Here is a 17,705-nt window from a genome sequence, read left to right on the forward strand (position 1 = left end):
CGGTGTGAGATCAGTCAGGAAGGCACCGCCCCGCGCGCTCGACGAGGAGCAACTCGTCCGGCTGGTGGCCAAGGGCGACCGCACGGCGTTCGACGAGCTGTACCGGCGCACCGCGCCCTGGATGGCGCTGCGGCTGCGCCGCCGCTGCGCCGACGAGCAGATCGTCGCCGAGGTCATGCAGGAGACGTATCTCGCCGTGTGGCGCGCGGCGGGCGCCTTCGTGGGGTCAGCCGCGGGCGGGACGGCCGCCGGATGGCTGTGGACGATCGCGGCCCGCCGCCTCGTGGACGCCTTCCGGCGCAGGGCCCACCACGCCGAACCGCCTGCCGCGGCCGCGCTCCCCGACGCGGCGCCCGCCGCGGAGGACGAGGCGCTCGCGACGACCGTCGGCGGTGACGTCGGCGACGCGCTGCGGCATCTCGCGCCGTGTCGCTGGTGCTGCTGCTCGCCCCGGTCCTGCCCGTACTGGGCGTCGCCGCATCGTGGTCGCGGGGCCTCGACCCGGCGTACGAGCTGACGGCGTCGGTGCCGAGGGCGGGACTGTATCTGGTGCTGCGGCGCACCGCGTCCGTGCTCGCCGTGGTCGTCCCCGCGCTGCTGGTGGCCGGGTGGCTGACCGGGGTGACGGCCGCCCAGTGGCTGCTGCCCTGTCTGGCCTTCACCTCGGCGACCCTGGCGCTCGGCGGTGTCGTCGGCGTGACCCGGGCCGCCGCCGGGCTCGCGGGCCTCTGGGCCCTCGCGGTCGTGGCACCGAGCCTGGTCACCAGCCGTACGGCCGTCGCCCTGCAGACGGGCAGCCTGCCCGGGTGGGGCGCCCTCCTCGTGCTCGGCACGGCCGTCGTGATCGTACGCAGAGGCGCGTACTCCGTGCTGGGAGCCCACCGATGACCCTCCGGAAGGAACACCACGACATGTCCGCGGCAAGCGCGGCCGACCTGGCGCCCACGGCCTACGCCTGGCAGATCCGGGCCACCGGCCTGAAGGTCAGGGCGGGCCGGAAACGGATGGCCGTCAACGGGATCGACCTGGCCATCGGCACCGGCGTCCACGGCCTCCTCGGCCCCAACGGGGCGGGCAAGACCACCCTCATCAGAACGCTGGCCACCGTGCTGCGCCCCACCGAAGGCACCCTGGAGATGCTCGGCGAACCCACGGGCGGCACGGGCGAGCACCGGGCGCTGCGCCGCAGGATCGGCTATCTGCCGCAGGAGTTCGGCTACTACAAGCGCTTCACGGTGCGCGAGTTCATCGAGTACATGGCATGGCTGAAAGAGGTGCCGGGGCCGGACATCCCCGGGGCCGTGCAGCGCGCCGTGGAGCGGGTGGGTCTCGCGGACCGCGCCGACGAGCGGATGAAGGCCCTGTCGGGCGGCATGGTGCGCAGGGTCGGCATCGCCCAGGCCATCGTCAACGACCCGGTGATCCTGCTCCTCGACGAGCCGACCGTCGGCCTGGACCCGGCGCAGCGGCTGCGCTTCCGGCAGCTGCTCCAGGAGTTGGGTACGGACACCTGTGTGCTCGTCTCGACCCATCTGGTCGAGGACGTCGCCGCCGCGTGCACCGATGTGCTGGTCATCGCCGACGGCCGACTGGTCTTCCAGGGGCCGCCGGACGAGCTGGCCTCGGTGGGCGGGCCCGGGCACGCGGGCGACAGCCCTCTGGAGCGCGGCTACTCGGCGCTGCTGGAGAACCCCGGGCAGGGAAGGGGGACCTGGTGAACGCCCGTGTGCTGCGTACCGAGTTGAGGCGCTCCGTCGCACCGTGGGCGGGCGGCGTGGTCCTGGTGACGGCGCTGGCGTTCCTGTCCCTGATCCACGGCCAGTGGCGGACGGGCACCGCGGCGTGGACCGCGCAGTGGACGACCATGGCCCTGTGGACCCGCTCCGTGCTGTTCTATCTGTGGCCGCTCGCCGTGGGGCTCGGGGCGCTCCAGGGGCTGCGCGACCACCGGTCGAAGATGTCCGAGCTGCTGACGAGCACACCGCGGCCCGCCCGGCACCGCGCGGCCGTACCGGCGGGTGCGACAGCGATCACGCTGGCCGCCGCCTTCGCGCTCCTGGTCGTCGCGGGCGGGGTCCAGGTGGCCGCCCACACCGGATACACCCACCTCGGCTGGCTGCCGGTCTCGCTGATCGGGGCGCTCGCTCTCGTCGCGGGCGCGGTGCTGGGCATGGGGGCCGGGCGGGCCCTGCCCTCCGTGCTCACCCCGCCCGCGCTGGCCATGGGCACCTTCGTGTTCACGGCCCTCATGCAGTCGGCGGTGGGCCGGACGGCGACGGCCACGGCGTCCGAGTTCCAGGGCACGGAGCCGAACCGGCTCTCCCTGCTGTCCCCCGCGGTGCAGGACGTGCGCCAGGCGTTCGTCACGCTCTCCGCCGCCGTGCACATCGGGCAGACGATCTGGCTGCTCGCCCTGACCACGACCGGCTTCGCCCTGCTGGTCGCCACGGGCCGCCGCGCCCGGCTTCTCGCCCTGACGCCGCTCCTGGCGGGCGCGGTGATCGCCCTGCTCGTCCTTCCGTCCGACCCGCGCCGTATCTACGTCGTGGACCGGGCCGCGGCGGAGCTGGTGTGCGACGGCCCGGTGTGCGTGACGAAGACCCAGCAGGCCCGGCTCGACGGCCTGGCCGGTCCAGGAAAGGAGGCGCTGCGGCTGCTGCACGGCGCGCTGGGCAGCCAGGCGCCGGTCTCGGTCCGGGAGAACACCGCCGTGGTGCCGGAGGGCTCCATGCCGAAGTGGTCGGGCGACACCGTGCTCCTCGACTTCGACGGCGCTCTCGTCGCCGCCGCGAAGGGCAAGGAGCTGACCTGGTCCCTGATCGCCCAGGGCATGGCGCCGGCGTGCGCCCCCGTCGGCTGGAGCAGCTTCGGGGGCGACCAGTTCGCGCAGACCGTCGCGGTGGGCTGGGTCCTCGGTGAGCTGAAGCCGCTTCCCGGTATCTCCCCGGCGAGTTCGCGCCGCGAGGCCGAGGCGAAGGCCCGCCCGGTGTGGAAGGAACTGGAGGCGCTGCCACGGGCGGAGCAGCTCCGGCGGATCAGGGCGATGCGCGCCGCGGCGCTCTCCTGCGAGGGCGACGCGTTCGACGCGCTGAAGCGCGCCGCGTCCCGATGAGGCTGAGGTGGCTGACGCTGTACGCACGGTCGCGTCAGGTACCGGCGTCGCTGGCCGCGGTGGTGATCAGCGCGGTGGCGGTGTGGGCACTGGCCCGGGGCGGCGGCGGAGGGCCCGGCGGCGACCCGCGGCTGACCGTGCTCGTCCTCGCCACGGGGGCGATGGCAGCCTCGACCGGGCTCAGCGGCCAGGACCCCGCGCTGGACCGGACGGCCGCGATCCGCTGGGCGCCGCGCAGGGCGGCACATGTACTGCTCTGCGGGGTGGTCGTCGGGGCGGTGCTGCCGGCCGTGCAGGCGATGGGCGGTTCCATGGCCACCACCGGGTTCATCGTCCGGGACAGCGCGGGTCTGATGGGCCTGGCCGCCCTGGGCGCGGCACTCTGGGGCGGCGCGTACGCCTGGACGCTGCCGTTCGCCTGGCTCTCGTTCGCGTTCTTCGCCCCGGTCCCGGCGGGTGCGCCGATGCCGATGCGGGTGGCGGCCTGGATGCTGCTGCCGCCCGGCACGGCAGCGGGCACCTGGACAGCCCTGGCCCTCACGATCACCGGGACTGCGGCCTACGCGGCCGCGGGACCGAGGGGGTGAGGGTGGGGGCGAGGCGACGGTGATGGTGAGGCGACGGTGATGGTGACGGCCGGGCTGCGGTGTGCGGCCCGGTCCGGGCGTCGGAGCGGCGTCGGGCAGACCGGCGTCGGGCAGACCGATGTCGGTCCGACCGGCGTCAGAGACCGAAGGCAGACGGGTCCGTGGCGAGGGTCCGGAAGTATTCGCGTGGGTTCTCCACAAGCTTGCGCGCGGTGAGGTCCATCAGCCCTGCCACGGCGGTCACTTCGGCGGCCACGGTCCCGTCCGTCCTGCGGATGACCTGTTCGATCCGGAAGGTCTTCCGCTCGCCGAACACGAAGGCGCAGGTCACCTCCACCCCGTCCCCGGCACGGAGTTCACGCCGGTAACGGATGGTCGTCTCCAGCGTCACGGGCCCGACGCCCTTGTCGAGCAGGTCGCTCTGCTGGATACCGCCGTGCCGCAGCAGCGACCACCGGGCGTGCTCCGCGTACTGGAGGTAGACGCTCTGGTTGAGGTGGCCCTGCGAGTCGGTCTCGTATCCGCGCACGCTGATGTCCACCGAGAACGGCTCTGCTGCCATGGGGTCTCCTTCGGGAACGGTTCCTGTGGTCTGCCGGACGACACCCTCGGGTCGCCGGCCGACGACATGGGGGAATCCTGCCAGAAGGCAGGGAGCGCGGCCGGTCTCCTCACACGGGCCGCCGCTGGGCCGAACGGAACCCCCTGGCCGATCTGGCGGCGACCAGGTGCTGTGACCCAGGTCTCACGAAGTGCGTGCAGCACACGGGACCGCTTTCCCGTCGAGGAGGGGTGACAGGAAGGGAGGGGATGTGGACCTGGCAACCGAGCACGATGTCCGTACCGGACGCACCGAGCCCGAGCCGACGGAGTCGGGGAGTGACTTCCACGGCTTCGTCGTCGCCCGGTCGGCCGTACTGTTCCGAGGTGCCCTCGTCTTGACGGGCAATCATGAGGCCGCGGAGGACCTGGTCCAGGAGACCCTGGAGCGGGCCTGCCGCAAGTGGCGCACCATCGCCGCCAAGGACTCTCCGGAAGCCTACGTACGGCGGATCATGGTGAACCTGGCCAACGACCGCTGGCGGAGGTTCCGCCGCACGGTCCCGCATCAGGACGGCGGTGACCGTGCCGCTCCCGGGGATCAGTACGGGCGGGTCGACACGAGGGACCAGTTGGTCCGGGCTCTCCAGGGTCTGCCGATGCGCATGCGGACGGTCGTGGTACTGCGGTACTTCCATGACCTGTCGGATGACGAGATCGCGGCGGACCTGAGGATCGCACCGAGCACCGTGCGGTCCCAGCTCGCCCGCGGTATGGACAAGCTCAGAGGCCAGTTCCCCGCACTCTCCGGCCCTTCAACACCGCAGCCCACGGGAGGAATCCGATGAGTTCGCATGATTCGCCGCCTTCCGGCTGCACATCCTTCGAGCAGGAACTGGTGAATGCCATGAACGACTTCGTAGACACCGCCCGGACGCCGGACTTCGACACGGCCGCCATCGCGCGCGGGGCCCGGCGCAAGCGGGCCACGGCCATCGCGGGCATCGCCACCGCCCTCGTCGTGGCCGGCGCGGGCACCGCCCTGGCCGTCGGCGCCGTCGGCGGCGATTCGCACACCACGGCCCAGACCGCCAGTACCGCCACCGGCAGCACCACCTTGCTCGTCCGCACCAGCGACGGCGGGACCGCCACGGAGCGGCTGGCCGGCGTGAGCGCGGCGAGGGCCAGGGCGACGCTCGTCCATTTCGGCCTCACACCCAACTTCACCCGGGTCCAGAAGGCCGACTGCCAGAAGCCGGAGGACGCGGTGGTCTCGCTCTCGCCGCACGCCCCGACGGTCGTCCACGCGGGTGACACGGTTCTCGTGACCACCTGCTACCGCTGACCCCGCCACAACCGGCCTGACCGGTCCCGGCTGTCCCGGACATCCCGGCTGTCCCGGAAAGAGGCAGAACAGAGGGTGGTGGCCCCGTCGGAACCGGGGCCACCACCCGCCTGCAATTCCACCACGCCTGCGCCGGCAGACCAGGCGGGCGCCCGGATCAGACGAAGGACAGTCCTCCCCTCGCGCCCCCTTCCTGTACGAATGAGCTGACCCGTTCCAGGCCCCCCCCCGAAGACGGCTGGTCAAGCAGTGTTTCGGTTGGCACGCTTGGCCTAGGGTGATGCTCTGTCCATGAGGCGTAACGGAGGGGGACGGTCATGGATCCGGAGATCGCTGCCTTGGCAAGTACCGCGGGAACAACCCTGGTCACCATGCTGACTACGGATGCTTGGCACAGCGTCAGGGGCAGGATCGTGTCGTTGTGGCAGCGCGCCCAGCCCGACCGGGCCCCGGCCGTCGCCGGAGAGCTCGACGTGACTCGCGATGAGCTGCTCGGTGCGCAGGCCGCCGGCGATCGGGAGGCCGAAGCCGAGATCAGGTCCGAGTGGCAGGGCCGCATCTGGCGTCTCATCGCCGCTCATCCCGAGCTCATCGAGGAGCTGAGGGCGACGGTTGCCGAGCTGGCCCCGGAAGATGCTGTGGCACCCGCTGTAACTCAGCAGGCCACGGCCTCCGGCCGGGCCCGCGTCTACCAAGCGGGTCGCGACCTGCGGATCAGCGGGACCGAGGGCGCATGAGCGAGGACCCTTCGGTGCGTGCCGCGGCCTACGGGCAAGGGCGGATCTTCCAGTCCGAGCGGGACATCCAAGTCACCGAACACCATCACCATGGCCCGCCGGACAACGCAGCCCGGGCCGCCACCGGCCCCGCCTCGGTCCGGGTGGCGCTGTCGGCACCGCTGCGTGCGGTGCTGCGCGACAGGGAGGAACTGCGCGAGGAGCTCCTGGCCGCCCTGGACGCGGGCGGTGGGGTGCACGTGCTGCACGGGTTCGGGGGCTGCGGGAAGACCGCTGTGGCACGGTGGCTGTTCGACCAATCGGCCTCGTCCCGGGTTGCGTTGTGGGTAGACGCTTCAACCGAGTCACAGCTCCGCAGCGGCATGCTGGCGGTGGCGGCGGACAGGGGAGCGTCGCCGGACGAGGTGCGGGCCGCCCAGGAGGGCCGGCGGGCCGCGGCCGATCTGGTGTGGCAACGGCTCGACATGTCCCCCGAGCCCTGGCTGCTGGTACTGGACAACGCGGATGACCCGCGGGCCCTTCGGGATGGTTGGCTGCGGGGCAGTCCGCAGGGGACTGTACTGGTGACCAGCCGTCAGTCCGCCGATCCCGCCTGGACCGACGTGGGGGCGCGGATGCACCGGGTTGATGTGCTGCCGGCGGTTGAGGGAGCGCAGCTGTTGCACGACCTGGCGCCGGGAGATCACCAGCCCGAAGCGACGATGCGGTTGGCGCAGCGGCTGGGGTTTCATCCGCTGGCGCTCACCTTGGCCGGTGGCTTTCTCTCCCAACAGCTGCTCGAGAGCTGGACAGTCGAGCAGTACTTGGAACGACTGGGCGAGGATCCTGCCGTCCTGCTGGACCAAGGAGCGAGCCTGGAGAGCGGTGCTCGGGAGCGGCTCAGTCGCACCTGGCACCTCTCACTCGACGCCCTGAGAGGTCGTTAAGTCCGTTTTTGGTAGCGACCTCGTCCGGGTTGGGTGAGGAAGCCTTGGCGGGTGAGGCGTCCGAGGCGGCTGCGGGTGATGTTGACGGATGCCTCGTCGGTGGGCATGCCGAGGAGTTCGTGCAGCTCACGGGCTCGGAACTCTTGGTCGGGGTGCTGGTTGAAGGTGTTCACGATGGCCTGGTAGGCGGTGTTCGTCTCGGGCAGTGCGGGTTGGCCTCCAACCGGTGCGAGTTCGGCGATGACCTTCTGGGTGGTGGCCAGGTCCGTGAGTCGCGCTTCGGTCTCGGCCAGTAAGGCGGTCAAGTGCTGGATCTGGTCGCGCAGTTCACCGGCCCGGGCTGTGGTCTCGTCGTGCTGGGCCTGGAGGTCGGCCAGGAGCTCGATGACGTTCACGCGGCCAGCCCGAGGGTGTCGCGCCAGGCCGGACTCGGTGTGGTGAGGCGGCGGGCCATGTTCGCGATCGAGGCCCAGTAGACGCGCGAGGCGGACGTGTCGGGGCGGTGGTCGTACTCGCGGGCCAGGCGGCGGTGCAGCATCAACGTGCCGTTGACCTGCTCCACGATCCACCTCTTCGGTTGCGGGACGAAGCCTTTGCCCTGGTCGCCCGGGTTGCGGCGGACGACCTCGGCGTCGATGTCCAGCAGGGCACCGTGGATGAGAACCTCGTCCTTGAAGCCCTGGTCCACCAGGACCTTCTCCAGGCGCATCCCGCACCGCTCGGCGGTCTGGTCGAGCAGGGCGGTGCCGGCGGTGTTGTCGTGGGCGGAGGCGGCCAGGACGACGACGCCGATGACCAGCCCCAGCACGTCGACGGCCAGTCCCCGCTTGCGGCCCGACACCTTCTTGTTGGCGTCCAGTCCCGTCGTGGTCTTCGGGACACCCGCGGCCGCGCGGACGGACGTGGGTGTCGAAGATTACGAGGGACGGGTCCTCTAATCGCCGGGCTCTCTCCCGTACCTGGCAGCGCAGGAGTTCCTGGATCCGCTGGTCAAGACCGTCTTCGCGCCACAGGCCGAAGTAGTAGAACACCGCCGACCAGGCTGGCAGGTCATGGGGCAGATAGCGCCACTGACAGCCCGTCCGGTTCTGGTAGAAGATCGCGTTCACGACCTCCCTCAGATCGCAGGTCCCGGGATCGCCGGTCGCCGACCGTGCCGTCCTGTCCTGCTTCCAGGCCGTGATCATCGGCTCGATCAACGCCCAATGCTCATCCGACAAGTCGCTCGGATACGGTCTTCGGTCCATACCCGCATCCCAGCATGCACATGACGAACGGTCGGCCCGTACGGGAACCAGTACCACGATCGAGTGATCACCAACCGGGGAAGATCGGACTTAACGACCTCTGAGACCCTGCTCATCCACGAAGCCAGCGCACCGCAGAGACGCACCCCTTCCTTGACCCGCCCCGGCGCTACGGAAGTCGTCGCCACCCGGGATCATCGCGTCGCCGGTTCGCACGGCGGGACAAAGGATCGAGCCCCTTGGGGGACCCTGGTGAGGGTTTCCCCCGACAGTGCTCAAGCACCGCCCGCGTGCCCCAGCCCGCAGAGAACGTCACGGTGGTCCACGGCCTGATCCGTTCCGGCGAGTGGCAGCACAACTCACGACCAGCCCCTTCCTCAGTTCGTATCGCCAACACGACCCGACCGCCCATTGTGATGACGCTCGCGGCCGTATTCGTCTACTCCCTGGCCCTGCGACCTCCACCGACTCCGCAACCACACCTGACAGCGCGCTCGGAGCAGCCCGAGCACCGTGTCCAGTCGACTTCATTCGTTTTGTCGAGGGCCGTACGCCATAGCCAGGCCAGGGCCCCCCGGTCGCGGTCAGTCCTCCTGTGTCCGGAACAGCACCAGATCGAAGCCGTTTCCACGTGCCGCAAGCAGCAGGTCGTACGTTGCGGGGGTGAGGGTCATCCAGCCCCGGCCGCAGCCGGCCGGCCGGAACCGCGACAGGGGGTGGTCGCCTGTGGCGTACCAGTGGGCGGCCGGGCCCAGGGCCTCGATGACATCGTCCTCGATCGCCCGCAGCCGGGTGTCGTCCACCAGGGCGTCGTCGGCGCTCGTGCCGTACGCCAGGTCGGCCGCCAGCATGCCGACCACCCAGCCGGTGGCCCGGTCCGGGGTGAAGGTCGGTTCTCCTTCCAGATATTCGGTGAGCCTCGCGGCCTCCTTGTCCTTCAGGGGCGCCACCTGCTGCATCAGCCGGCAGCAGATGTCCGCGAGGGACGGCCCGCCCGTATCGGGCTGAAAGGCCGCGACCTCCAGGCGCCCAGCTGCCTGAAACCGGGCCAGCCGGTTCTTCAGCGACGACTTCTTCTTGGCCACGGAGCCCCTCCCGTCCCGACGCGAGAGGGCAAAGTCCCGCCCGCCCAGGCATTCAACTGATTCGAGTCAGCTGCAACAACCCATATTCATCGGCGCGATTCGTCAGGGACAGGAGCAGCCAGGATCATCACCCCGTCGTGCGGGCCTGCGGCGGCCGCTTATCGTGCCGGGCCAGCCGAACATAGGCCGCTGACCGGAACGGTTAGTGCTGCAACGGTGTTTGGTGCGTCAGGTGGCCAGGTGTCATGGGCTGTGTCCGCGTCGTTTGTGGTGAGGCGGGCTTGTTGTTGTCGTCTGCGCCGCCAGACCGACCAGTGCATCGATGTAGTACGAGATCTCCTGGGCCGGCTGCCGCTGCGGCGGGCGATGACCCAGTGGCGGCGGTCCTCGCGGTGCCAGGGGCGGACCTCTCTCCCGTTGCCGACGCCCAGGCTGTGCCCCGGACGCAGGCAGGTCAACACCGGTACCGGGCACGGCCCACGGCCGCTGCGATCGTCAGCGGGATGGTAAGGATCGCGGCCGTCAGGAACAGGCCCCCGTACGCCTGGTGCTCGGCAGGCCCCGCGGCGAGGGCGCTGGCCAGAGCGCTGCCGACGTAGAGGGCCAGGCCGAACATCGCGACGCCGGTGGCGCGGGCCGCCGGGGACAGACCGGTGGCCCAGGACTGGATCGTGGAGTGCACGAACGACCAGCCGCCACCGAGCAGCAGCGTGCACACCACCAGTGCGGCCACCGATCGGCTGGCTGCGGCTACCCCGAACGCCAGGGCCATCTGCGCCCCGACCACCCGTCCGTGAAAGCTGTGCACCCGGCCCGCACGCCGGGGACGGCACCGGATCGTCCCGGGCCCGCGCAGATACCCGGATGGCCTCACCCTGGTCCGTCACGCCCTTGACGACGGCCGACAGCCCCTAAAACACCGCGTCCACTCGCTCGTTGCCATCACGCCATGCCATGCCAACGAAGACCGTCACACTTCGTCGCCACCAATTGTGGCCCAGTGCCGCTCGTTTGACAGACCTTTGGCTGCTGCTGCCTCGGAATCGACCGGTTTCAGACGGAGCGTCAGGATCTGAAACGGTCGCAAGGAAAGCGTCACTTCGGACCGTGTACAGGGCAGCGCCGGCTCGTCCTCGAGAGCCCGCTCCAGCAGATCGGTGATCTGTGCACTAGCGAGGGGGAAGCCTGCAGAGAGCGTGGTCCGTGCCCGTCCGCCCGCGGACTCGTAGAGGCGGACAACCACATCGCCCGAGCGGTCGTCCGCGAGCTTGACCGCCTCGATGACGACCTCGTCGCTGTCCGTGCACACCAGTGGTTCGACGGTCGCGCCGCCTGGCACGGCACGCTCGGGGAGGTTGAAGTGATAGCCCTCGCGGACCGCGTCTCCGATATCCGCGCCGAGCACCAGCGCGTAGCGCAGCCGGTGTTCGCCCCGGTCCGCGTCCGGGTCGGGGAAGAGCGGGGCGCGCAGCAGGGAGATCCGAGCCGTCGTGGTGGTCCCGCCGTCGGGACGCACGTCCCGTGTGACGTCGTGGCCGTAGCTGGAGTCGTTGACCAGCGCCGTGCCCCAGCCGGGCTCCGCGATGTGCAGGTAGCGGTGGGCGCAGATCTCGAACCGGGCACTGTCCCAGGTGGTGTTGGTGTGCGTGGGCCGCCGGACATGCCCGAAGGGGATCTCGGCGCTCGACTCCGCCGCGCGCACGTCGAGTGGGAAGGCGGCCTTGAGGATCTTCTCGCACTCGTGCCAGTCCACCTTCGTGTCGACGTCGAGACGGCGGCTGCCCTCGCTGAGGCTGAGCAGCTGAGTGATACGGGACGCGTTGACGCTCCGCACGACGCGGACGCCGCCGGGCACCGCGGTGACCTCGTCCGCCTCGGTCAGGTCGCGAACGGTGTTGCGGTAGAACGCGTCGATGTCCCACGCGTCCCATTGGTTCGGGAAGTCCTGGTGGAGCTGGAGGAGGTTCCCGACCGTTCCGGGGGCGAGCGCCTCGCGCTCGGCCGTCAGGTCGTATGCCGAGGTGACCAGGCCCCTGGCATCGATGGTGATGCGCACGAGGCCGTTGTGCAGAATGAACCCGGCGTCCTCGGTGGTCCGGGCGGCTACCGCCCGGGCGGCCTGCTGACGCGGTGCGCCACCGAGCGCGGGGATGCCGTCGCGGGGGTGGGGCGCGGCGTTGAACACCGTCTCGGCTCCCTTCTCGTCCGGGCCCGCCGCGAGACTGCGCTGAGCGGTGTCGATGAGCGCGCGGAGCTCCCGGGCCACCTCCGCGTACGTCTCCTCGGCCTCGCGGTGCACCCAGGCGATGGACGATCCGGGCAGGATGTCGTGGAACTGATGGAGCAGCACGGTCTTCCACACCCGGTCGAGCACGTCGTACGGGTAGGGCTCCGCGGTGCGCAGGGCCGCGGTCGCCGCCCACAGCTCGGCCTCGCGCAGCAGGTGTTCGCTGCGCCGGTTGCCCTGCTTGGTGGCCAACTGGCTGGTGAGCGTGCCACGGTGCAGCTCCAGATAGAGCTCGCCGACCCAGACGGGCGCGTCGGCGTACTCCTCCTCGGCCTTGGTGAAGAAGTCCGCCGGTCCCTCCATCTGCAAGCGGGCCGAGCCCTCCAGGTTCTCCAGCCGTTCCGCGCGTGCCAGCATCTCGCGGGTGGGGCCGCCCCCTCCGTCGCCGTAACCGAAGGGGACGAGGGAACGGTTGGCGGCGCCCTTGTCCCGGAAGTTGCGCTCGGTGTGGCCGATGTCGGCGCCGGAGAGGTCCCCGTTGTAGGAGTCGACGGGCGGGAAGTGGCTGAAGATACGGGTTCCGTCGATGCCCTCCCACCAGAAGGTGTGGTGCGGGAAGGCGTTGGTGGTGTTCCAGGAGATCTTCTGGGTGAGGAACCACCTGATGCCGGCCAGCTTCATGAGCTGCGGCAGGGCGGCGTTGTAGCCGAAGGTGTCGGGCAGCCACATGTCCTTGGTCTCGACCCCGAACTCCTCCAGGTAGAAGCGCTTTCCGTGCACGAACTGCCGGACCAGGGACTCTCCGCCGGAGAGGTTGGTGTCGGGTTCGATCCAGAGGCTGCCGGTCGGCAGGAACTGCCCGCTCCGCACCTTCTCGACGACGCGGGCGAAGACCTCGGGCCGCTGTTCCTTGAGCCAGGCGAGCTGTTGTGCCTGGGACATCACGAAACGGAAGTCCGGGTGGTCGTCCATCAGCGCGGTGACGTTGGAGACGGTTCGTGCCGCCTTGCGAACGGTCTCCCGCACCGGCCACAGCCAGGCGGTGTCGATGTGCGCGTGCCCCACGGCCGAGATGCGGTGGGCGCCGGCATGGGCGGGAGAGGCGAGTGCGGGAGCCAGGATCGCGCGCGCGCCCGAAGCCGTACCGCTGATGTCCTGAAGGTCGACGGCGTCCAGGGCCCGGTCCACGGCGTGCAGCAGCTGCCAGCGCCTGGTGGAGTCCTCCGGCAGCTGGTGCATCAGCCCGGAGAGGACGTCCAGGTCCTGGACGAGTTCCCAGACGGGGGCGTCGAAGACGGCGAGATCCATCCGGGTCAGCCGGTAGAGCGGCTCGCCCGGGGTCTCGTCGCCGCGCAGCCAGGGGGCGACGGCACCACTCCGGGTGGGGACGAAGGGGTCGCCGTCGGTACCCGAGTCGAAGATGACCGGGTTGGCCGCCGCCTCGATGAAGTAGACGAACTCCTCTCCTCCGGTGGCCTGTTCTGTGATCGGCAGCCACGTGTTGCGTGGGTTGAGTGCCTTCACTGGGGTCCCGTCGGGGCGATGGACGAGGCCTTCGGCTGAGAAGCCGGGCTGGGTGGTGCCGAAGCCGAGGTCGAGGACCGCCTCGACGCGCTGCCCGGCCCATCCGGCAGGGACCGTGCCGCTGATCCGGAACCAGCTGGTGGACCAGGCGGGCCCCCACATCGCGCCGGTGCTGACCGGTTCGTACGGGGCGGCGATCCCCTCGGGCACCGGGACGGGTTCGCCGGTGACGTTCCATATCGCGACATCGAGGGGCGTCCTGCGGTGGTGTACCGCGGGCCGCAGGCGCTGGTTGAGAACGCGGTCGAGTCGGCGTTCGGTGAGGGTGCGGTCGTGATGCATGGGTGCTCCGTGGGGAGGGCCGGGAGGCGGAGACGGCAAGCCGGTGCCGTGGAAAGGTCGGCACGGGGCTGGGGTCAGCGCGTCCCGTAGCGGATGACGTGTGTGGGGACGACAGTTCTGCGGGCCGGGATCGGCTCCGCGTGCGAACCGTTGATCCGGTCGATGAGCATCTGGGCGGCACGGCGGCCGACCTCGTCGGCGTCGTACGACACGATCGTCAGCGGCAGGCCCAGGACATCGGCCAGGTCGAAGTCGTCGAACCCGGCCAGCGCGACCGGTCTGTCGAGCTCGGACACGGCGCGGATGGCGCCCTGTGTGAGGCGGTTGTTGGTGCAGAAGAGCGCGGTCGGTGCATCAGGGTCCCGCAGGAGCGCGCGTGCGGCGGTCTCGGCGGCGGCCACATCGGTCAGTCCGCGCCGTACATGGTTCTCGTCCGGTTCGATTCCGGCCGTCTCGTGGGCGGCCCAGTACCCACGGAACCGCTCCGCACCCGTGTAGAGCGCGGGCGGGTTACCGAGGAAGCCGATCCTGCGGTGGCCGTCCGCGATGAGCTGCCTCGTGGCCTGTTCGGCTCCGCCGAAGTCGTCGACCAGGACACAGTCGGCGTCCATTCCGGCCGGGGGCCGGGATGCCAGGACGATCGGCATGCCGCGCAGGGCCGCGGGTGCGAGATGGTGGTGGCTGCTGCCCGCCGGCACGACGATCATGCCGTCGACCTGACGGGACGCCAGGTCCTCGACGAGTCCGCGCTCCTTGTCGACCTGCTCGGCGGTGTTGCTGAGCAGTACCCGCAGCCCGTGTTCGGACGCCACCTCCTGCACGCCGAGCGCCAGGCGCGAGTAGAACGGGTTCGCCAGGTTGGTGACCACCAGCCCGATCATTCCGCTGCCGCCCAGGCGCAGGCTGCGCGCCGTTTCATTGCGCCGGTAACCGAGTGCCTCGACAGCGGCCAGGACGCGGCCCCGGGTGTCCCCGCTGACCCGGGTGTCGTCCTTGAGCACGCGGGAGACGGTCATGGCGCTGACGCCGGCGCGGGCGGCTACATCGCGCATCGTCGGCGCGCCTGCGTCACCCGCTCGGTGCTGTGCCATGGGCATCCCTCCTGCGGAGTCGTCGTGCGGCCGGTCGGTCAAGGACGCCGTCATTCTAGGTCCGTACGGGCGGGGCGCCGGCGGACCGGTGCAGAGCCCAGTGAGCGGCGCCGATGAGCGGTGCGTCGGCGGGGCGCAGGGCGGTGGCGACCGGTGGCGCGGTTCCGGGAGCCCAGGCCTCGAAGCCTGCTCGGACGGCCGGCCCCAGCAGGTCCCAGGAACCGGTCATCGACCCGCCGACGACCATGAGTTCCGGAGCGAACCGCTCGCACCAGGGCGCGAGGGCCCGTCCCAGCGCCCCGAAGCAGTGCCGGATCGTCCGCGTGGCGTGCGGGTCGCCGGCGCGAGCCAGCCCGGCGATGTCGCGCACGTCCGGCACACGGCCCCCTCCGGGCACTGCTGAGGTGTCCGCGTAGAACCTGCGGACCGCCCTGCGGGAGACGACCTCCTCCAGGGGGCTGCCGTCGATGGTGAGCCGGTGCACCCTTCCCCCGGGCGGGACGTCGGGTCCGTGCCCCACCGGCTGCCCGCCGTCGAGGAACGAGGAGCCGACCCCGGTACCGAGCGTGATGAAGACGGCCCGTTGCCGGCCGGCGGCCGCGCCGGCCCGGTACTCGCCCATGGCGAAGGCGTCGGCGTCGTTGACGAAGCTGATGCGGCGGGGGCCGGCCGGGAGGCGGCCCAGCAGTTCCGCGCCCACGTCGATGCCGTGCAGCGACTCGAACTTGCCGATCCCCCGGAAGCGCCCGATCCCGGCGTCGTAGTCGAAGGGGCCCGGTATCGCAACGCCCCAGTGTGCCGCTTCAGGAAGATCGAGGTACCGGGAGGCGTCGGCGATCGCGTCGAGGAGTTCACCGGCCTGGGCGTCGGCGGGGACCGGCTGCCGTACGGCCGGGACGGGAGCGAGCAGTCCCGCCTCGGTGTCGACGACGGCAGCCGTCACATGAGTGCCGCCGATCTCCAGCACGGGCACCCGGCTCATACCTGCGTCACCAGTGACTTCACCACGTGCACCGGGCGGTCGCCCACGGGATGCAGCTGGTAGCGGCCGACGGATGCGGGCACCGTGAGGGTCTCCGCGAACGCCAGGTCGTGGCGGAGGCCGCCCGGCATCTCCACCACGACGCCGTCACCGGACGAAACGTTCAGGATGTGGAAGCGCCCCGCGGTGTCGTCATCGGCGGCCTCCGGTCCCTCGATGACGAAGCGGTGCACCGCGTAGAACATCTCGGGCAGTTCACCGATGACCTCCTCGCGCCAGCCCCGCCCCTCACGCAGGGTCCGCGGCCGCTGCACGAGGTCCTTGAGCACGTCGTGCCCGCGCCGCGTGGTGTCGAGGTTGGCGAACCCGTGCTCGTACGAGAGGGGCCGGGGCGCGCCGGACGTCCCCTTGCGCAGCCAGTCGTAGAAGCGCAGGGAGTAGAGGTAGGGAGTCGCGCTGACCTCGAGAACCAGGTTGCCCGCGCCGGAGGCGTGCGGGGTGCCTGCGGGGATCATGAAAAGCTGTCCGGCCTCGGCCGGGTGCGTCATGACGTGGTCCCCGACGCGCAGCGGGGTCCCGTCCGCCGCAGCCACGACCTCTTCGCGCATCACGTCCGCCTCGGTACTGTCCCGCAGGCCGAGGTAGACCTGTGCACCGGGCTCGCTCGCGGTCACGTAGTACGTCTCGTGCTGGGTGTAGGGCCAGCCGAACGTTTCGCGCATGTACCGCTCCTGCGGGTGGAGATGCAGGGAGAGATTACCTCCGCCGACGGTGTCCAGGTAGTCGAAGCGGATGGGGAAGGAGGTCCCGAACCGCCGGTGGACATCCGGGCCGAGGAACTCCTCGGGATGGAGCTCGCAGAGCAGCTGGAAGGGGAGCTCGACCTGGGCGGTCTCGTCCTGCCCGACCAGAATCCCTGCTTCCGGGGCGATGAGTTCGTAGCCGAGGGCGGTGTTGCCGTTGCGCGGCTCGAAACCGAGCTCACGCGCGGCCCACTGGCCGCCCCACGGTGTGGAGTTGAAGAACGGGCGGGTGCGGACAGGGCCGGCGGCCAGCGCGGCGAGGGTGGCACGTACCGCGGCCCCGTCCAGCGAGGCGGGTCCCTTCTCGCCCTGGAGGTCGACCCAGCGGTCGACCCGGTGGGCCAGGCTGTCCCGGTGGCGGTCACCGACGGGCCAGTCGGTGTAGAAGAGGCTGCGCAGTTCACCAGGTGCACCCGGACGGCCGAGGTTGGCTCCCGGCAACCCCCCGGTGACGGCCTCTTCGGCGTACCGCTTGGGCAGATCGGCCCACCACAGCAGGTCGGGCCCGCTCAGGGCGGCGCCGGGGCCGAAGACGAGCAGGACACCCTCGTGCGGGCGCTGCTGGACGGGCGGCGTTCCGAAGAGGTCACTCATGGAGAACTCGGCGAGGGGCAGGAAGAACGGGTCGGCGTCCGCGGCGGGGACACAGAGCCTCTCGACGGCCGACGCGGACCACAGCTCACGTACGTCGAGCACGGCCACCGAAGTGCCCCGTGCGCGCAGGGCCGCGGCGAGGCCGCCGGCAACCGCCGCCCAGTCCAGCGCGGCGGGCCCGTCGAGTGCGAGAACGGTGGGGGCGGTGGACACATCCGCGACCGCGGCGGCCCAGCCGGTGACGACGGTGCCGCCGGAAGCGGCGTACCGCGGGTTGCGTTCGTAGGGACGGGGCTGGTGCACAGGGGGCTCCTGAAGACGTGGGCCGACAACCGCCTGGATGGTATCGATAACACTCGACTCAAACAAGGGCGACCAGCGCAGCGGAGGATTTACTCGCAGCCAGCAGTGCTCTTACGCTGAATTTTGGAGCACACCTCTTGTTTCGACCTCATGGTGTCGTTAACATCCTGGCAACCCGGAGCGCATACGAACGATGTACGCGCATCCGGCGGATCTCCCACACCGCACCCCAGAGCCAGGGACCCCGCCCGGGATCCAGA

At 70.8% G+C, this 17,705-nt stretch carries 16 protein-coding genes and 2 pseudogenes; 9 read left to right on the forward strand and 9 right to left on the reverse strand.

Translation table 11 applies throughout. The features are described 5' to 3' along the window. Positions 1-4: 4 nt before the first annotated feature. The 5 genes and pseudogenes from OG510_RS21000 (at position 5) to OG510_RS21020 (ending at position 3,699) form a co-directional block, all read left to right on the forward strand. Positions 5-517 carry an RNA polymerase sigma factor gene (locus OG510_RS21000; protein ID WP_406138708.1) on the forward strand — a complete coding sequence of 171 codons (513 nt, stop codon included), beginning with the start codon at positions 5-7 and terminating at the stop codon, positions 515-517. Further along, positions 427-888 (forward strand): annotated as a pseudogene (locus OG510_RS21005) (zf-HC2 domain-containing protein); the annotation flags it as partial. The gene OG510_RS21000 and the pseudogene OG510_RS21005, both read left to right, overlap by 91 nt. Then, complete coding sequence (locus tag OG510_RS21010; RefSeq protein WP_406138709.1) at positions 885-1,718, forward strand: ABC transporter ATP-binding protein; 834 nt, start codon at positions 885-887, stop codon at positions 1,716-1,718. The pseudogene OG510_RS21005 and the gene OG510_RS21010, both read left to right, overlap by 4 nt. Then, on the forward strand, positions 1,715-3,112 hold the full coding sequence (locus OG510_RS21015) for a hypothetical protein (protein WP_406138710.1): 1,398 nt from the start codon (positions 1,715-1,717) through the stop codon (positions 3,110-3,112). Before OG510_RS21010 ends, OG510_RS21015 begins: the two co-directional genes overlap by 4 nt. Before the next feature lie 2 nt (positions 3,113-3,114). After that, positions 3,115-3,699 (forward strand): hypothetical protein, encoded by a 585-nt coding sequence (locus OG510_RS21020; RefSeq protein ID WP_406142469.1) that lies wholly within the window; start codon positions 3,115-3,117, stop codon positions 3,697-3,699. Between the two features lie 136 nt (positions 3,700-3,835). Here the strand turns inward: OG510_RS21020 and OG510_RS21025 are convergent, their stop codons facing one another. Next, positions 3,836-4,261: an acyl-CoA thioesterase gene (locus OG510_RS21025; protein ID WP_406138711.1), complete on the reverse strand. Its 426-nt coding sequence runs from the start codon at positions 4,259-4,261 to the stop codon at positions 3,836-3,838. Between the two features lie 250 nt (positions 4,262-4,511). Here OG510_RS21025 and OG510_RS21030 point away from each other — a divergent pair, with 250 nt between their 5' ends. From OG510_RS21030 to OG510_RS21045, 4 genes are all read left to right on the forward strand, one after another. After that, positions 4,512-5,087 carry a SigE family RNA polymerase sigma factor gene (locus OG510_RS21030; RefSeq protein WP_406138712.1) on the forward strand — a complete coding sequence of 192 codons (576 nt, stop codon included), beginning with the start codon at positions 4,512-4,514 and terminating at the stop codon, positions 5,085-5,087. A gap of 59 nt (positions 5,088-5,146) precedes the next feature. Beyond that, the gene (locus OG510_RS21035; protein WP_406138713.1) at positions 5,147-5,584 is read left to right on the forward strand and encodes a hypothetical protein; all 438 of its coding nucleotides are present in this window, start codon (positions 5,147-5,149) and stop codon (positions 5,582-5,584) included. Between the two features lie 371 nt (positions 5,585-5,955). Next, positions 5,956-6,321, forward strand: coding sequence for a hypothetical protein (locus OG510_RS21040; RefSeq protein ID WP_406138714.1), 366 nt, complete (start codon positions 5,956-5,958; stop codon positions 6,319-6,321). Then, positions 6,318-7,247: an NB-ARC domain-containing protein gene (locus OG510_RS21045; protein WP_406138716.1), complete on the forward strand. Its 930-nt coding sequence runs from the start codon at positions 6,318-6,320 to the stop codon at positions 7,245-7,247. Before OG510_RS21040 ends, OG510_RS21045 begins: the two co-directional genes overlap by 4 nt. Here the strand turns inward: OG510_RS21045 and OG510_RS21050 are convergent. The 8 genes and pseudogenes from OG510_RS21050 to OG510_RS21085 form a co-directional block, all read right to left on the reverse strand. Further along, the gene (locus OG510_RS21050) at positions 7,244-7,642 is read right to left on the reverse strand and encodes a hypothetical protein (RefSeq protein WP_266644789.1); all 399 of its coding nucleotides are present in this window, start codon (positions 7,640-7,642) and stop codon (positions 7,244-7,246) included. The genes OG510_RS21045 and OG510_RS21050 overlap by 4 nt on opposite strands. Then, positions 7,639-8,494, reverse strand: a pseudogene (locus OG510_RS21055) (IS5 family transposase). Before OG510_RS21055 ends, OG510_RS21050 begins: the two are co-directional and overlap by 4 nt. Positions 8,495-9,078: 584 nt before the next feature. Then, positions 9,079-9,579: a hypothetical protein gene (locus tag OG510_RS21060; RefSeq protein ID WP_406138717.1), complete on the reverse strand. Its 501-nt coding sequence runs from the start codon at positions 9,577-9,579 to the stop codon at positions 9,079-9,081. 454 nt (positions 9,580-10,033) lie between these two features. Then, entirely contained in the window at positions 10,034-10,312 is a 279-nt protein-coding gene (locus OG510_RS21065) for a hypothetical protein (protein WP_406138718.1), read from the reverse strand. Between the two features lie 237 nt (positions 10,313-10,549). Continuing rightward, positions 10,550-13,672, reverse strand: a complete 3,123-nt coding sequence (locus OG510_RS21070; RefSeq protein WP_406138719.1) for an alpha-mannosidase — start codon at positions 13,670-13,672, stop codon at positions 10,550-10,552. Between the two features lie 74 nt (positions 13,673-13,746). Next, a complete protein-coding gene (locus tag OG510_RS21075) occupies positions 13,747-14,763 on the reverse strand; it encodes a LacI family DNA-binding transcriptional regulator (RefSeq protein ID WP_406138721.1) in 1,017 nt (338 codons plus the stop codon). 55 nt (positions 14,764-14,818) lie between these two features. Then, positions 14,819-15,745, reverse strand: coding sequence for an ROK family protein (locus OG510_RS21080; protein ID WP_406138722.1), 927 nt, complete (start codon positions 15,743-15,745; stop codon positions 14,819-14,821). After that, on the reverse strand, positions 15,742-17,445 hold the full coding sequence (locus tag OG510_RS21085; protein ID WP_406138724.1) for a class I mannose-6-phosphate isomerase: 1,704 nt from the start codon (positions 17,443-17,445) through the stop codon (positions 15,742-15,744). Before OG510_RS21085 ends, OG510_RS21080 begins: the two co-directional genes overlap by 4 nt. Positions 17,446-17,705: the final 260 nt, after the last annotated feature.

The organism is Streptomyces sp. NBC_01089 (genome assembly GCF_045162975.1).
GTDB lineage: Bacteria > Actinomycetota > Actinomycetes > Streptomycetales > Streptomycetaceae > Streptomyces.

Coding starts and splice junctions, on each gene's coding strand:
- OG510_RS21010 (WP_406138709.1), top strand. CDS start 885: ATGACCCTCCGGAAGGAACACCACGACATGTCCGCGGCAAGCGCGGCC.
- OG510_RS21025 (WP_406138711.1), bottom strand. CDS start 4,261: ATGGCAGCAGAGCCGTTCTCGGTGGACATCAGCGTGCGCGGATACGAG.
- OG510_RS21035 (WP_406138713.1), top strand. CDS start 5,147: ATGAACGACTTCGTAGACACCGCCCGGACGCCGGACTTCGACACGGCC.
- OG510_RS21040 (WP_406138714.1), top strand. CDS start 5,956: ATGCTGACTACGGATGCTTGGCACAGCGTCAGGGGCAGGATCGTGTCG.
- OG510_RS21045 (WP_406138716.1), top strand. CDS start 6,318: ATGAGCGAGGACCCTTCGGTGCGTGCCGCGGCCTACGGGCAAGGGCGG.
- OG510_RS21070 (WP_406138719.1), bottom strand. CDS start 13,672: ATGCATCACGACCGCACCCTCACCGAACGCCGACTCGACCGCGTTCTC.
- OG510_RS21075 (WP_406138721.1), bottom strand. CDS start 14,763: ATGGCACAGCACCGAGCGGGTGACGCAGGCGCGCCGACGATGCGCGAT.
- OG510_RS21080 (WP_406138722.1), bottom strand. CDS start 15,745: ATGAGCCGGGTGCCCGTGCTGGAGATCGGCGGCACTCATGTGACGGCT.